This window comes from Pantoea sp. DY-15 (assembly GCF_019795935.1).
Lineage (GTDB): Bacteria > Pseudomonadota > Gammaproteobacteria > Enterobacterales > Enterobacteriaceae > Pantoea > Pantoea leporis.
On sequence record NZ_JAIMIF010000003.1, the window covers coordinates 387,822 to 403,900 of the forward strand.

The window sequence follows — 16,079 nt, forward strand, 5'->3', positions numbered from 1 at the left end:
CGACCCAGCAACAGGACGGTTATTCAAACTGCTTTTACGGATGCAAAAGCGGGCGGCATTATAGCCCCAATGATGCCACAGGGGCAAATGATTCCGCCGCTTAACGCAGCTCATTGGCACGGCGATAACGGCCCTGATAATCAAACATTTTTTCGCGAATCTGCCAGAAATGGCCTTTTGCGCGTGCCACCACAAAGTCCGGATGACGCAATAAAGGCTGTAAGGCGATGACATCCGCTGCGGTTTGCCAGCCGAGTTCCACGCCAGGCGCGCGCTGATGCGGGCGCATAAACAGCTGCTCAAAGGCTTTACGTTGTGCCGGCGTTTGCAGGCGAAAACGCTCGCTGACGCTGGTGCCATCTTCATCGAAATAGGTGGCTTTCAGCCATTCGCCTTTATCATCGCGTCCTTGCTCCAGCGTCATGCCGGCGCAGCGCAACACGCGCGCATCTTTCAGTTTCAGCGCGGCTTTCAGCATGTCATCCGCATCGACCAGAATTTTGTCGCATTGATTGCAGCGCCGCGCGGCGATGTCATTCTCGGCGCCGCAATCCGGGCAGCTTTTGAAGCGGAAGCGATAATCACACTGTTCTCGCTCGCCTTCGTCATCTTCCAGCACGCCCTGACAGCGGCGGCCAAAATGCTCGATGATGTGTCCATCTTCGGTGGCTTTGCCCCAAAACGTGTTGGCGAAACCGCAAGCGGGACAGAACACTTGCACCGGCTGATTATCGCTGGTCCCTTTCGGTGCGCCGACTTCGGGGGTGAAAAGATCGTGCGGATTACCGGCGTAATCCAGCACCAGACAATCGCTTTTGCCGGGCGACAAGCGTAAACCGCGACCCACGATCTGCTGATAGAGGCTGACGGATTCGGTAGGACGCAATATGGCAATTAAATCCACATGTGGCGCGTCAAAGCCGGTGGTCAGAACGGCAACGTTGACCAGGAACTTCAGCTGCTGCGCTTTAAATGCACCAATTAAGCGATCGCGATCCTTCACCGCCGTTTCCGCTGAGACCAGCGCGCTGTTTTCAGGCAGCAGCGTGAGGATTTCGCGGGCATGTTCCACGGTGGAGGCGAACACCATCACGCCACGTCGATCTTCAGCGAACTCGATAATCTGACGGATAATATGCGGCGTCACGCGTTGCTGTTGTTTCAGCTCGCGGTTGAGATCGGCTTCGCTAAACAAGCCATTATTTTGCGGGATCAAACGGGTGAAATCGTACTGCACCACCGGCATATCTAAGCGCTCCGGCGGCACCAGAAAGCCGTGTTTTATCATATAGCGCAGCGGCAGCTCATAAATGCAGTCGCGGAACAACGCTTTCTCATCTCCGCGCACCATGCCGTGATAGTGGAACTGGTAAATCCAGCCTTTGCCGAGACGGAAGGGCGTGGCGGTCAACCCCAACAGGCGCAACTGCGGATTGTGCTGCCGCAGGTGAGTGAACAGCAGCTGATACTGGCTCTCTTCGTTATCGCTGATGCGGTGACACTCATCGACGATCACCAGCGAAAAGGCGCTGTCGAAGCGGTCGAGATTGCGCGCCACCGACTGCACGCTGCCAAACACCACTTTGCTTTCGCTCTGCTTGCGCTGCAAACCGGCAGCGAAGATATCGGCTTGCAAGCCATACGCCTGATATTTGCTGTGATTCTGCTCCACCAGCTCTTTGACGTGGGCCAGCACCAATACACGTCCGCGCGCTAAGCGCGCCAGTTCAGCAATCACCAAACTCTTACCCGCACCGGTCGGCAGCACAATCACCGCAGGCGTGGTATGGCGACGAAAGTGGTTGAGAGTGGCGTCAACCGCCTCTTGTTGGTATGGGCGCAGGGTGAATGACATCGGGGCAAACTTTTTTCTGGAACGGACGCGCATTATGGCATGAAAGCCAGTTAAACGCAGGTTCACTACTGTTAGCACTCTAAGGATCAAGCTATACTGCCCACACTTTCTTAACGGACAAAAACACCGTTTCAGTTTCCCCCGCAGTAACAGGCAAAGCGAATTCATGCGACTCGAAAAATTCATATCTCAGCAACTGGAAGTTAGCCGTGCTATCGCCGGACGCGAAATCCGCGCCAAAAAAGTCACCATTAACGGCGAAGTTGTGCGCGATGCGGCATACAAAGTACAGCCAGACGATGAAGTCGAATACGACGGCAATCCGCTGGTGGTGCAGCAAGGGCCGCGCTATTTCATGCTGAATAAGCCGCAGGGTTACGTCTGCTCAACCGACGATCCCGATCATCCCACCGTGCTGTTCTTTATCGAAGAACCCGCAGCGTTCAAGCTGCATGCGGCGGGCCGTCTGGATATCGACACCACCGGTTTGGTGCTGCTGACCGACGATGGCCAATGGTCACACCGCATTACCTCACCGAAGCATCACCTGGAAAAAACCTATCTGGTGGAAGTGGAGGAGCCAATCGATCCTGCTCTGGTTGAGAAGTTCGCTGCGGGTGTACAGCTGCACAATGAAAAAGAGCTCACCAAGCCGGCCGTGCTGGAGATTCTCGATGAGAAAGCCGCCCGTTTGACCATCAGCGAAGGGCGTTACCATCAAGTCAAACGCATGTTTGCGGCGATGGGTAATCATGTCTCAGCGCTGCATCGCGAACGTATTGGTGACATCGAGCTGGATGAAGATCTCGGCGAAGGTGAATATCGTGAACTGACCCAGCAAGAGGTCGACAGCATCGGCCTGCCAGAAGAACTCAAACAACGTAAATAGCGGGAGAACGCGGTGCGCAAGGAAAAGAATTCACCGGTCGGTTTAGTGGTCATCCTCGGATTGCTGGCAATGCTGATGCCGCTCTCTATCGATATGTATCTGCCGGCCATGCCGCAAATCGCCCATGAGTTTGCGGTTTCGGCGGGCAGCGTGCAGATGACGCTCAACCTTTACATCCTCGGTTTCGCCATTGGCCAGTTAGTTTATGGTCCACTGGCAGACAGCTACGGACGTAAACCGGTAATTGTGCTGGGAACGCTGATCTTTGCCTGCGCCGCCGCGGCTTGCGCGCTGTCACAAACCATCGATCAGCTGATCTTAATGCGCTTCCTGCACGGCTTATCGGCCGCCGCTGCCAGCGTGGTAATCAACGCCTTGATGCGCGATACCTACTCGAAAGAGGACTTCTCGCGCATGATGTCGTTTGTAATGCTGGTGACCACCATCGCGCCGCTGCTGGCACCGATTGTTGGTGGCTGGCTGCTGTTGCTGTGGAACTGGCACGCTATTTTCTGGACGCTGGCGGGTGCCGCGCTGATCACCACCGTGCTGGTGGTGACGCAAATCCGTGAAACGCTTAAGCCCGAACAGCGCCAGCGCTTTCATCTGCGGACCACGTTGGGCAACTTTGTGGCGCTGGTGCGCCACAAGCGCGCCTTTAGTTACATGCTGGCGAGCGGTTTCTCCTTTGCCGGATTATTCACCTTCCTCAACGCCGGTCCGTTTGTCTATATCGAAGTGAACCACGTTTCCCCGCAGAACTTCGGCTATTACTTTGGCCTGAACGTGGTGTTCCTGTTCGTGATGACGCTGATCAACAGTCGCGCCGTGCGCCGTTTTGGTCCGGTGAAAATGTTCCGCATGGGATTGTTGATTCAGTTCGCGATGGGCGTTTGGTTGCTGATCTCCAGCGCGCTGGATTTAGGCTTCCTGTCGCTGGTGTTTGGCGTGGCGATGTTTATTGGCTGCGTTTCGACGGTGTCGTCGAATGCGATGGCGGTGATTCTGGATGAGTTTCCGCATATGGCTGGCACCGCTTCCTCGCTGGCGGGAACGCTGCGTTTTGGTGTCGGTGCTTTAGTCGGCGCGCTGCTCTCATTAGTCAGCATTAACAGCGCCTGGCCGATGGTTGCCACCATTGCGCTGTGCGCCACAATTTCGATTGTGCTGTTCACCTATGCTTCGCGGCCTCAACAGCCGGCGTGACATCCCCAGGGTCGTCATAAATGGCGACCTGGCCTCTCTTAATTCTTCTCCCTCACTCGCTAATCCCCATTCATTCGTTATGCTTAATGTTTCCATTATGTGAAAATTTAGAGATAAAAAAGTAACGATAATGCGTCTAAAATGATTGTTAACCGCAGCCGAACACGGTAAACATAGGCATAAATGTGAGAAGCCTCGCAAATTATAAATTGGCTACACGCTTTGTGCTTAAAACGAGAAGGCAGACTGAATTGGTATTCAGAGCTAATCAGGTTGGGATTCACCACGTTGTGCCGTCGTCGTGAATAAAGTTAACGTCTCTGGGGGCCGTATAACTATGCTGCAACTTTCCGTTGTGCATCGCTTGCCACAACATTATCGCTGGTCGCTGGAACATGCGGGTGAAATTGAGCGTCAGGAAGCGGCGAATGGCGTGCATGCCGAAGATTTAGTGGTGCTGCGCTTGCTGAGTCACGATGGTCATCCGGCGCTGGAGATTCTGCACCAGCTGAAAGACACGCTGGCGCAGATTCAGGTCGAGTGCAAAATCGCCGAGTGCGAAGGGCAACCTTGTCTGCTGATTCAACGCGATGACGAAAGCGCGACCAACTGCTGCCTGAAAAATCAGGGTGTCGCTATCGCCGAAACCTTCGACGGTCACTGACTCAGATCTTTTCCCTGCGCAGACGCCAGTAGCTGCCGCGTGTAATCGGCTGCTGGTGCGTTAAACAGCGTTTCGCAATCACCTTGCTCCACCACTTCACCCTGACGCAGCACAATCAGCTGATGACAGAGCGCGCGCACCACCTGCAAATCATGGCTGATAAACAGATAGGCGAGCTGATGCTGCTGCTGCAAACGGCGCAGTAAGGTGAGAATTTGCTTCTGCACCGAGCGGTCCAGCGACGAGGTGGGTTCATCCAGCACAATCAGCTGCGGCTCCAGGATCAACGCGCGGGCGATCGCGATGCGCTGGCGCTGACCGCCTGAAAACTCCGCCGGATAGCGTGAGCGGCTGTCGGCATCGAGTCCCACTTCCTGCATCACCGCAATCACTTTGGCTTCCTGCTCCGCACTGCTCAGTTCCGGGCGATGCACCGCTAAACCTTCCGCAATCACCTGTTGCACCGTCATGCGCGGATTGAGCGACGAATTGGGATCCTGAAACACCACCTGAATGCGCTGGCGCAGCGGCAATAACTGCTTTGGCAACAGCTGATGCAGCGGCTGATCGTCAAACCAGATCTCACCGCGCGCGCTAATTAAACGCAGCAGCGCCAGGCCCGTTGTGCTTTTGCCCGAGCCCGATTCGCCCACCAGTCCGAGGCTTTCGCCACGCCGCAGGGTAAAGCTAAGATCCTTCAGCGCCATCTTCTCTGCCACAGTGCGACGCAGCAATCCCCGCCGGATCGGGAAACCAACCTGTAAATTCTTCACCTGCAACAGCGGTTGCGCATCCAGCAGCGGCACCGGTTCGCCATCCGGCTCGGAGGCGATCAGTTCGCGCGTATAGGGCTGCTGCGGCTGGCTGAACAGCGTATCGCAGCGATTATGTTCCACAGCACGGCCATTGCGCATCACCGTGACGCTGTGCGCCAGTTGACGCACGATATTCAGGTTATGGGTGATGAACAGCATGCCCATGTTGAGTTCACGCTGCAGTTCGCGCAGCAGTTGCAGAATTTGCGCCTGCACCGTCACATCCAGCGCGGTGGTCGGCTCATCGGCGATCAGCAGCTTCGGCTGGGTTAGCAGCGCCATGGCGATCATCACGCGCTGTCGCTCACCACCAGAAAGCTGGTGCGGAAAATCCTGCAAGCGCGATGCCGCATGGCGTATGCCGACGCGATCCAGGCAGCTCAGCATTTCGCCACGCGCGGCTTCGCGCCGCATGCCGCGATGCACCGACAGCACTTCATACAGCTGCTTCTCCACGTTATGCAGCGGATTAAGCGACACCATCGGCTCCTGAAAAATCATCGCCATCTGGTTGCCACGCAGCCCGCGCAGGGTGCGTTCGCTGGCTTGTAAAATATCCTGGCCGTTAAACAGAATTTCGCCTTGCGGATAGTTGACCGGCGGCTGCGGCAATAAGCGCATGATCGACAGCGCAGTCACGCTTTTACCTGAACCGGATTCTCCCACCAGCGCCAGCGTTTCGCCGGCGTCAATCTGCAGCGAAATGTCTTCTACCACGCGGCGATCCTGAAAGGCCACCGCCAGATGATTCACCGTTAACAGGCTCATTTAGCGTCCTCGACTCGGGTCAAAGGCATCGCGTACCGCTTCGCCGATAAAGATCAGTAACGACAGCAGCAGAGCGAGGGCAAAGAAGCCCGCCAGTCCCAGCCACGGCGCCTGTAAATTGTTTTTGCCCTGTAACAGCAGCTCGCCGAGCGATGGCGATCCCACCGGCAAACCAAAACCCAGGAAGTCCAGCGAGGTTAACGTGGTGATTGAGCCGCACAGGATAAACGGCAAAAACGTCAGTGTGGCGACCATGGCGTTGGGCAGCATGTGGCGCAGCATAATGCGGCTATCGCTGACGCCGAGCGCGCGCGCCGCACGGATATAATCGTAGTTACGTGCGCGCAGGAATTCGGCGCGCACCACGCTCACCAGGCTCATCCAGCCAAACACCACCGTCACCAGCAGCAGCCACCAGAAGCCGGGCTGAATCACGCTGGAGAGCAGAATCAGCAGGAACAGCGAAGGCATGCCGGACCACACCTCAATCAGGCGTTGACCCACCAAATCGATGCGGCCGCCAAAGTAGCCTTGCACCGCGCCAACCACGATGCCAATTACGCTGGAGAACAGCGTCAGCATGATGCCGAACAGCAATGAGATGCGCGTGCCATACAGCAAGCGTGCCAGCACATCGCCACCGTTAGCATCGGTGCCGAGCCAGTTTTGTGCGGAAGGTGGCGAAGGGAAGGGCACATCGGTGGCGAAGTTGATGGTGCTGTCGCTGAAGCGAATCGGTGCCCAGATCGCCCAACCTTGTTGATCGATGCGCTGCTTCAGCCAGGGATCCTGATAATCAGCGGGTGTGGAAAAATCGCCGCCGTAATCACTTTCGCTGTAGTTGAACAGCAGCGGCACGTACCAGCGTTGCTGATAATGCACCAGCAGCGGTTTGTCGTTAGCCAGCAGCTCAGCGCACAGCGACAGAACAAAAATGATCAGGAAAATCCACAGCGACCAGTAACCACGTCGGTTATGGCGAAAACGCTGCCAGCGCTGCTGGTTAACCGGAGATAAGCGCATCAGCGTCCCTCAAAATCAATGCGCGGATCGACCAGCGTGTAGGTCAGATCGCTAAGAATGTTCATCAGCAGGCCAATCAGGGTGAAGATATAGAGCGTGCCAAACATCACCGGATAGTCGCGCTGAATAGTGGCGTCATAGCCGAGCAGGCCCAAACCATTGAGTGAGAACATCACCTCTATCAACACCGAGCTGGTGAAAAACATGCTGATAAAGGTGGCGGGGAAACCGGCGATCACCAGCAGCATTGCGTTGCGGAACACGTGGCCGTACAGCACGCGCTTCTCATCCAGCCCTTTGGCGCGCGCGGTGACCACATATTGTTTGCGGATCTCATCAAGGAACGAGTTTTTAGTCAGCATGGTCAGCGTGGCGAAACCGCCAATCACCGTAGCCAGCACCGGCAGCGTGATGTGCCACAGGTAATCGCTGATTTTGCTGTACCACGGCAGCGCATCAAACTGCGGTGACGTCAGGCCGCGCAGCGGGAACCAGTCGAAATAGCTGCCGCCGGCGAACAGCACAATCAGCATGATGCCGAACAGGAAGGCCGGAATCGAATAGCCAATGATGATAAAAGTGCTGCTCCAGATATCGAAAGCGCTGCCGTTACGCACCGCTTTTTTGATGCCCAGCGGAATTGATACCAGGTAAATGATCAAGGTGCTCCACAATCCCAGGCTGATGGAGACCGGCAAACTCTCTTTGATCAGCTGCAGCACCGATGCGCTGCGGAACAGGCTGTCGCCGAAATCAAAACGGATGTAGTTCCACAGCATTTCACCGTAACGCTGCAGCAGCGGTTTATCGAAGCCATAGCGATGCTTAATTTCCGCAATCACTTCCGGATCGAGTCCGCGAGCGCCGCGATATTGGCTGTCGCCGGGATTGTCACGCATCAGCGCACCGCGCGCGCCGCTGTCGCCGCCGCCTGAGCCAGGAATGCCGGTGCTGTGACCAAACTGCACATTGGCTAACGCCTGATCCACCGGGCCGCCCGGCGCAATCTGCACAATAAAGAAGTTCAGGGTGATGATCGCCCACAGCGTGGGGATAATCAGCAGTAACCTGCGTAGAAAATAGGCTGCCAAACCAGACTCCTCAGCGTCGATCGGCCGGCAAACGCCCGGCTTTGTTCACATCGTACCACCAGTTTTCCAGACCGGTAGCAAACGCGGGTTTAATCTCGGGATGGGAAAACTTGTCCCAATACGCCATGCGATCTTCCGCGCTGTACCACATCGGAATCATGTAGGCATTCCACAGCAGGATGCGATCCAGCGCCTGGCCGAGCGGCAGCAGCGCTTTCTCATCGCCCTGATGCTCAACGATCTGCTGCACAAAATGGTCGACTATGGGATCTTTCACGCGCGGCCTGTTCCAGGAAGAGTCAATAAATTGAGATTGCCAGATCGTTTGCAAGCTGGTCGAGGGCCATGGCATGGCGTAATAGAGCGATGGGATCATGTCGTAGTCGCCTTCGCGCATACGGCGGAGATATTGCGAGCTGTCAATCTGGCGCAGCGAGACCTGGATGCCAAGCCGTTGCAGGCTGTGCTGGAACGGCAACGCCCAGTCGTTTTGCGTACCGCTGCGCATCAGTAATTCGAAACGGAACGGCTGGCCGGATTTCACATTCACCAATTGCTGATTTCTGATTTCCCAACCCGCCGCTTTCAGCAAGTTCATGGCTTGCAACAGGTTGCCGCGATCGAAACCGCTGCCGTCAGAACGTGGCGGGGCATACTCATTGTTGAACACTTCGGGCGGCAGCTGCGCTTTGTAGGGCGCCAGCAGGATCAACTGCTCGGCTTTGGGATAGCCAAGCGCTGCATATTCAGTGTTCTGGAAATAGCTGCGCGTGCGTTTATAAGCGCCATAGAACAAGGCTTTGTTCATCCACTCGAAATCGAACGCCAGCGTGATGGCTTCACGTACGCGACGATCGGCGAACAGCGGTTTTTCGTTGTTAAATGCCAGCCATTGCGTGTCGGTGGAAACGGTGTTGGGAATGGTCGATTTGACGATGGCGTGACTGTCAAAGTTGCGACCGCGATATTGTGTCGCCCATTTCTTCGCTGAACTCTCTTCGCGCAAATCGTAAGCGCCGGCTTTAAAGGCCTCAAACGCCACGTTGTCATCAAGATAATAGTCATAACGCAAAGTATCGAAGTTAAAACGCCCGCGATTCACCGGCAGATTGGCGGCCCAGTAATCTTTCACCCGGCTGTACTGGATAAACTGACCCGATTTATAGGAGGTGACGCGATAAGGCCCGCTGGCCAGCGGCGGATAACCAATCGGCTCGTTAAACTTTTTGTTTTGCCAGAATTTTTCCGGGATGACCGGCAGCGTTAGCCAGCTGAGAATCCGATCTTTGTCCGGTTTCGGCATGTCGATACGCACGGTGAGACGGTTTAGCGCTTTCACTTGCACGTCACGAAACGCCACGCGGAACTGCGGCACACCTTCGGTCATGAATTTCTGGAAGGTGAAAGCCACATCCTGCGCGGTAATCGGTGTTCCGTCCTGAAACTGTGCATGAGGATTGATCGACACTTCCATCCAGCGATAGTCGTCGGGATAGCGCGCTGATTCCGCGATCAGCGGATAGTAGCTGCCAGGTTCATCATCGGAGGTGGTGAACAAGCCGTCATACAGCGTATCGGTACCAATGCCGGGATTGCCGCGCGAGGCGAAACGATTGAAGTTGTCGTAGGTGCCCACCACCGCCAGCGTGATTTTGCCGCCTTTGGGCGCGGCGGGATTGGCGTAATCGTAGTGAGTGAAATTCACCGCATATTTCGGCTCGCCCAGTTTAGCGAAGGCATAGCTTTCATTGATGGTGGCGGCATGCAGCGGCGCAATGGCGCTACAAATGAACAACGCTGTGACAAGACGCAGCAGCATAAGTGGGGCGATCTCCTGTGGTGTTCCGCACTTTATGGTAGCAGTTTCATGGGGTTCGCGTGATGTTAACTCAGTGCGCGCTGGCGTTGATAATAGCTGACGAGGTTTTCGGGGCGTAACGGACGACTAAACAGATAGCCCTGCAAATGCGTCACGCCGCGATTCACCAGCCACGCTGCCTGATCGCCCGTTTCGACCCCTTCAGCCACGGTTTTGAGATTGAGTTTTTTCGCCAGCAGCAGCACTGCATCAAGCACCGGTGAGGTGACAGTTTCTGTACCAATGCTTTGCACAAAGCCGCGATCGATTTTCAGGTAATCGAACGGATATTTTTCCAGATAGATCAGCGCGCTATGCCCGGTGCCGAAATCATCAATCGCTATTTTAAAATTGTTCTCATGTAGCCAGGCGAAGATTTCTCCCGCGCTTTTTTCACCGACCATGCTGCGTTCGGTAATTTCAAACACATAGTTGAAGTGATCGGTGGGCATGATGTTAATCCATGCCTGGACATCGCGCCGGAAGCTCTCTGAAGCGAGATGCAGCGGCGAGAGATTGAGGCTCAGGCGCGTGCCGCGCGGCAGCTGTTTACAGAGAAACTGGGCATCGCGCGCCACCAGCGTGAACAGATGCTGAGTGAGCGGAATAATCAGGTTTTGCGCTTCGGCGTAGCTGATAAAGGCATCCGGCGGAATCATGCCTTCAGTGGGATGCGTCCAGCGCAGCAGCGCTTCCACGCCGTAGGGTTGTCCATCGTGCGCAGTGACCAGCGGCTGATATTCAACATGAAACTGGCCACGTTTAATGCCCTGCATGATCTCTTTGCCCGGCCGCTGATGTCGCGTCAGCAACAACCCGCTTAGGGCGGAAATCAGCAGTGAGAAGAGTAGGCCGGTCAGCAACGTCAGTGAGTAATCGCGTGGCGCTAAGGTGGTGCCAAACAGCACGAAGTGCAGATCGCTGTTATTAAAGGCTATTTCATGCAGCGATGCCGGTAAATCACTCGCGCGTACCACGTTGTTGCTGCCGCTCAACAGCGCTTTGTTGCCGACCACCAGCGCCATGCCGGTGATTTCGGGATGATAAGAGGCCAGCAGCTGATAAGGCGTCAGGCTGATGTTCATGGTGGCGAAAAGGCCGGTCTCGGCTGAACCTGGATTTTTCACCCATAGCACCAGCGCCGGTTTCTTCGGTAGCAATGGCGTGCCTTCAAGCAAGCGCATATCGCGATCGCGTTCCAGTTCAGACTCAGGAGAAATATCGTTGGCCGGCATCAGAAAAGCGCCGGTGGCAGAAGAGCAGTAAGCGTTGCCATCACGCACCAGCAGGATGGCGCGGATATTACCGGCAAAGGCGGCGCGAGAAGTGAGCTCACGACTGACGTTGTTGCAGGCTAACTGGGTGTATTGCTGTAAGGGATAAAGTGTATCGACCAGGCTTGCTATCACCTGTTGTAAATCGTCGCGGCTGTGTGCCAGAAGCTGTTCGTGTTGTTGTACACGTTTTTGCCAGGTGAGTGTTAATAGCACGGTGACAAAAAGCAGAAAGAATGCCGCGCCGATAATCGCACTATGCCAGGCGATACGGCGTGAATAACTGCGGTGGTGTTTTAATGTCCCTGACAGTGGCATGGAGTGCATTCCCCTTGTCTTGCCATTTTTTATTATGTTTATCGTTTGGTCACTACCCATTTCAGACCGCAGCCACGGTGATAACGGTGTCTGCAGCGCAATATCTGGGTATCAGGAAGTCAACGAGAATATAACGAGAGCGCGAAGAATGTCTCGTTATATTTTTGATTCTCAATTACTTTTTATCGGTTGGATTTGAGTTAAAAACTACGGGCGAAAAAAAACGCTGCCGGGGCAGCGTTTCTGATTCTCTGGCTGAGAGGATCATCAAAGAAATACGTTAGCTTGGGTTTTTAGCAAGAACCCGACGCGCTTCGCGGTAACGATTTTTCCAATAACTGTCATTCAGATTGGAAATCATTACGCCACTGCTGGTGGACGCGTGAACAAAGTTATCGTTGCCAAGATAGATGCCCACGTGGCGACCGGTAGAACCGGCGCGGAATAGCACTAAGTCACCTGCGCGCAATTTATTGCGTGAAATCTCTTTGCCGGTGTCTTGCTGTTCAGACGTTGAGCGTGGCAAATCTAAACCGAACTGCTCGCGAAAGGTGCGCTGAACAAAAGCAGAACAATCAATGCCGCGTTTGGTGTCGCCGCCTAAGCGATAACGTACACCTTTCCAGTCACTGTACTGTTCCATGATGCGGGACTTAACGTCCACGTTCTGCACCATCTGTTCAAATTCGTCCTGAGACGCTTGAAGTAAAAAACCATTCTGGTTGTTAACTTCATGATTCTCGTTATTCGCGTTCTGACCGTTATGGGTACTGCTGCATGCTGATAAAAGTGTTGCGAGTGCTACCGCGGGAATGATCCGCCTGAGGTATCTCAGAATTGGTTGAGACTTGACCATTGTACGTGTTTTCCTTCGATTTCCTTACGACAGAATGTCGTCAGCCAGATGACAAAACGGGTTGAGATTAATAAGTACGACCGTCTAAGACAAATCCTTAATTACTAAAATGTGTTAATGCACACATTTTTGTCGCTTTCAGCACCGCATTTTATGCTGTTGCTTACTAATCGGATTCGAGGTTAACCGATTACAGACCGCGTGGCGAGTGCTTTTATATAAATATTCAAAGGTTTTTTCGATGTGAAATCAATCTGTAACACAATGGCGAGTTTATCAACAATTGGCAGCGATTTAATAGCCAAACAGCGGTGCAATAAGGGGGTAATTCTGGCGCTAAGACCGATTTTAAGAGGGTTCGGGCTGGACAACTTAGGATTAAGGCTATTGTTCCGCGTTTTTCATCATAATCTTTTCTTTTACCTGAATAATGTTAGTTTGCTAATAGTTTATTCAGGTTTTAAATAAGCGCGAGCGACTGACTTTTTGTTCTATGATCACTCGCGCTTAACAATTACGTGCGCGGCTTATATTTGCCCGGCAACGAACGGTTCAGCCAATTCACCAGCTTGTCGCTGAAGGGCGTTAACAGGCACCAGCTCATGCCAACCAGCACGACTGACAACGAACCCACAGCGATATCAGTAAACCAGTGCGCACCCGCCATCACACGTGGCAGAGCAAACACCACGGTAATCATCAAACCCACCAGAAACGCGCGGAAGCCGAAATAGCGCCACATAAAGCAGGTGAAGATCATCAGCATCATGCCGTGGTCGCCAGGGAAGCTATCTTTCGAGGCATCTTTGGCCGGGATGCCGGTCAGTTCGCTTACGCGATGCACATTCTCAAAGAACAGCGTTGGGCTGGAGTGCTGTACCGGCAGCAGATGACCGAGTTGGTTCAGTACTACCGCGCTCAGCAGCATCGTGATGCCAATGGCCAGCAAACGGCGGCGACCTTGCGGTGTCTCGCGACGCCAGTAGCTTAAATAGAGCAAACCCATAGCCAACAGCGAAACCACATCGAAACCGCGGAAGTTAGTGATAGCCACTAACAGTGCGAAACCGTGATGATCAACCATCTGGTCATTGAAGCCATAAAAGATGGCTTTATCGATACCAAACCAGAACCCGTGATCCGGCGGCAGGTACCATGAAAGGAAAAGCATCACACCCAGTGCATTCAGCAGCAGGATGGTGACTAATCGAGAAGCGCGCATAGAAAATAGACTCAAAGTGAAAACAACGGGGCAACCTAACGCATCTAATTTAAACGAATCTTCAACAAAGCGGTCTGCAAAAGGTTCCAGTCAGCAGGCTGATGATGAATCAATTCGATGCGGCTATCAGGCGGTGTAGTAGGGCGGGTTTCTATAAACAAATCGTCGCCCTGGCGATTGATATTCACTAAACCATCGGCAGTGCGCAACACACCTTTAACGCGATCAACCGGCGCATGCCTTGCCCACTCTAGCGCTTTAATCGTATCAAACACGGTTTCACCATCGAAAATCCAGCCACAGGAAGCATAGCCCTGGCCTTCATTTAGCGCACGACGCCAGCGCGCCTGGCCATCCAGTTTCAGTGCGGCCAAGCCTTGTGGACGTGAATTCTGGTGGTGATGTGCTGCATCGGGAACCGCACGATCCGCCAAGGCGGGTTGAGTCAACAGCGCGGGATCGATGCGTCCCCACGCCGCTTCCACCAGCTGACGCTCGCCCAAAAATTGCTGTTGCCAGGTGTGTAAACGCTGACGATCATCATCGTTCCAGCGGTCGCTTTTGTTCGCCACGATGATATCGGCCGCCACCAGCTGATCGCGGAAATTCTCATTCTCCACTACGCGTGCGTCGGCAAGCTGGCGCGGATCGAGCAGCGTTAAGGTGGCATCCACCTGAATCCAGGGTTGATAGACGGCAGCACGCAGCATGTTCAGCAGCTGTTTGGGATGGCCAAGGCCGGTAGGTTCGATAATCAGACGATCGGGTTTCGCCTGCTTCAGCAGCATGTTTAGCCCAACCTGCAGCGGCAAGCCGTTCACGCAGCACATGCAGCCGCCGGGAATCTCTTTCAGCGTGGCACCGCGATCGGCGAGCAGTGCGCCGTCGATGCCAATTTCGCCAAATTCGTTGACCAGAATCGCCCAGTTTTCATCCGCGGGTTTATTGGCTAACAGATGCAGCAGAGTGGTGGTTTTTCCGCTGCCGAGAAATCCGGTGATGAGGTTTACGCGCGTCACAAAAGGGCTCCCAAAAAAAGAGAATAAATCGCGCGTGGATGAGAGGCATCCGGCGCGCACGGCCTTGTTATACTATAACAATCACCGGCCGCCGGACGGAAGCACGTTATGAGTCAGCGCGTCCCATATAACGACGTTCAGCAATATGAATGCGGATGCGATCGCCATTACTCAGGTATTCCGGCACCTGAATGGATAAGCCGGTGCTCATGCCTGCGGGTTTGGAGCGGGCGCTGGCGGAGGCGCCTTTAATGCCCGGCGAGGTATCAACAATTTCCATATCGACGGTTTGTGGCAATTCAAGAGCCAATACCTGGCCGTCCATCGTCAGCACCTGAATACCGGGAATGCCGCCTTCGGGAATAAACAGCAGCTCTTCTTCGATCTGCTCTTTTTTGAAGTTGTATGGCGTGTAGTCTTCGTCATCCATAAACACATACTCATCACCATCTATATAGGAGAAGGTGACGGCGCGGCGGCTGAGCGAAATGGCGTCAATAATATCATCGCCCTTGAAACGCTCTTCCACTTTCAGGCCGGTGCGGACATCGGTAAAACGCATCTTATAGAGCGTCGCGGCACCGCGAGCACTTGGGCTCTGTACATCAATGTCTTTCACCAGCAACAGTTTGCCGTTCCAGGTGACAGCCATCCCTTTTTTGATCTCATTTGCCTTTGGCATGGTGTTTTTCTCGCTGACAGGAGGTTAATGCGCGTCACGTTACTCGCGCGGCGAAAAACTGGCAAGTCAGCCAATGTAAAATTGTTGCCACTGCATGGCATTCGCGTTCTGGGACTGTTATTGTCGCGGCGAATTCTCTGCAGGAGCGCATGATGTTTTGTCGTGACCATTGCGGTGCCTGTTGCACAGCCCCCTCAATCTCGTCCCCGATTCCTGGCATGCCGCACGGCAAGCCGGCCAACACGCGTTGCGTACAGCTTGATGAGCAACAGCGCTGCAAAATCTTTGGTTCACCGCTGCGTCCGGCGGTCTGTGCTGGCTTACAGCCCAGCGCCGAAATGTGCGGCAGTAGCCGTGATAGCGCCATGACATTTCTGCTTAAACTGGAAGCCGAGACGGCGCCCTGAAGCACTGCTGACGCATAGCTGAAGAATTGGGTTTAATGCCGTTGGTCTGTACAGCAAAAGCATCAGCCTGCCTGCCGGTAAAAATCTTAAATCCAACATGAAGTGTGCGGAACGTCAAAAATCTGCTACTCA

General features: G+C 54.2%; 14 protein-coding genes. 4 read left to right on the plus strand and 10 right to left on the minus strand.

All coding sequences use genetic code 11. The features are described from left to right. Positions 1–100: 100 nt before the first annotated feature. On the minus strand, positions 101–1,855 hold the full coding sequence (locus tag K5Y32_RS14405) for a DEAD/DEAH box helicase (protein ID WP_222184691.1): 1,755 nt from the start codon (positions 1,853–1,855) through the stop codon (positions 101–103). Between the two features lie 166 nt (positions 1,856–2,021). On the opposite strand from K5Y32_RS14405, the gene rsuA reads away from it, so the two are divergent. The 3 genes from rsuA (at position 2,022) to K5Y32_RS14420 (ending at position 4,614) form a co-directional block, all read left to right on the plus strand. After that, on the plus strand, positions 2,022–2,744 hold the full coding sequence (rsuA, locus tag K5Y32_RS14410; protein ID WP_222184693.1) for a 16S rRNA pseudouridine(516) synthase RsuA: 723 nt from the start codon (positions 2,022–2,024) through the stop codon (positions 2,742–2,744). Between the two features lie 12 nt (positions 2,745–2,756). Beyond that, a complete protein-coding gene (locus K5Y32_RS14415) occupies positions 2,757–3,950 on the plus strand; it encodes a Bcr/CflA family multidrug efflux MFS transporter (RefSeq protein ID WP_222184695.1) in 1,194 nt (397 codons plus the stop codon). A gap of 337 nt (positions 3,951–4,287) precedes the next feature. Beyond that, positions 4,288–4,614, plus strand: coding sequence for a hypothetical protein (locus tag K5Y32_RS14420; protein WP_176972342.1), 327 nt, complete (start codon positions 4,288–4,290; stop codon positions 4,612–4,614). Here K5Y32_RS14420 and yejF read toward each other — a convergent pair. The 9 genes from yejF to yeiP form a co-directional block, all read right to left on the minus strand. Then, the gene (gene yejF / locus K5Y32_RS14425) at positions 4,608–6,197 is read right to left on the minus strand and encodes a microcin C ABC transporter ATP-binding protein YejF (RefSeq protein ID WP_222184697.1); all 1,590 of its coding nucleotides are present in this window, start codon (positions 6,195–6,197) and stop codon (positions 4,608–4,610) included. The two genes, K5Y32_RS14420 and yejF, sit on opposite strands and share 7 nt — an antisense overlap. After that, a complete protein-coding gene (locus K5Y32_RS14430) occupies positions 6,198–7,220 on the minus strand; it encodes an ABC transporter permease (protein WP_222184698.1) in 1,023 nt (340 codons plus the stop codon). Next, complete coding sequence (locus tag K5Y32_RS14435) at positions 7,220–8,311, minus strand: microcin C ABC transporter permease YejB (protein ID WP_137386169.1); 1,092 nt, start codon at positions 8,309–8,311, stop codon at positions 7,220–7,222. Before K5Y32_RS14435 ends, K5Y32_RS14430 begins: the two co-directional genes overlap by 1 nt. 10 nt (positions 8,312–8,321) lie before the next feature. Then, on the minus strand, positions 8,322–10,130 hold the full coding sequence (locus K5Y32_RS14440; protein ID WP_222184700.1) for an extracellular solute-binding protein: 1,809 nt from the start codon (positions 10,128–10,130) through the stop codon (positions 8,322–8,324). Positions 10,131–10,195: 65 nt separating this feature from the next. Continuing rightward, the gene (locus K5Y32_RS14445) at positions 10,196–11,761 is read right to left on the minus strand and encodes a cyclic di-GMP phosphodiesterase (protein WP_222184701.1); all 1,566 of its coding nucleotides are present in this window, start codon (positions 11,759–11,761) and stop codon (positions 10,196–10,198) included. A gap of 280 nt (positions 11,762–12,041) precedes the next feature. Continuing rightward, positions 12,042–12,617: a bifunctional murein DD-endopeptidase/murein LD-carboxypeptidase gene (gene mepS / locus K5Y32_RS14450; protein ID WP_008105015.1), complete on the minus strand. Its 576-nt coding sequence runs from the start codon at positions 12,615–12,617 to the stop codon at positions 12,042–12,044. 514 nt (positions 12,618–13,131) lie between these two features. Next, positions 13,132–13,839, minus strand: a complete 708-nt coding sequence (locus tag K5Y32_RS14455) for a phosphatase PAP2 family protein (RefSeq protein WP_101763698.1) — start codon at positions 13,837–13,839, stop codon at positions 13,132–13,134. Positions 13,840–13,883: 44 nt separating this feature from the next. Beyond that, the gene (locus K5Y32_RS14460; protein ID WP_192411497.1) at positions 13,884–14,858 is read right to left on the minus strand and encodes a GTP-binding protein; all 975 of its coding nucleotides are present in this window, start codon (positions 14,856–14,858) and stop codon (positions 13,884–13,886) included. 106 nt (positions 14,859–14,964) lie between these two features. Beyond that, on the minus strand, positions 14,965–15,540 hold the full coding sequence (yeiP, locus tag K5Y32_RS14465; protein WP_008105009.1) for an elongation factor P-like protein YeiP: 576 nt from the start codon (positions 15,538–15,540) through the stop codon (positions 14,965–14,967). A gap of 152 nt (positions 15,541–15,692) precedes the next feature. On the opposite strand from yeiP, the gene K5Y32_RS14470 reads away from it, so the two are divergent. Beyond that, positions 15,693–15,947 carry a YkgJ family cysteine cluster protein gene (locus tag K5Y32_RS14470; RefSeq protein ID WP_222184895.1) on the plus strand — a complete coding sequence of 85 codons (255 nt, stop codon included), beginning with the start codon at positions 15,693–15,695 and terminating at the stop codon, positions 15,945–15,947. The last annotated feature ends 132 nt before the right edge of the window (positions 15,948–16,079 follow it).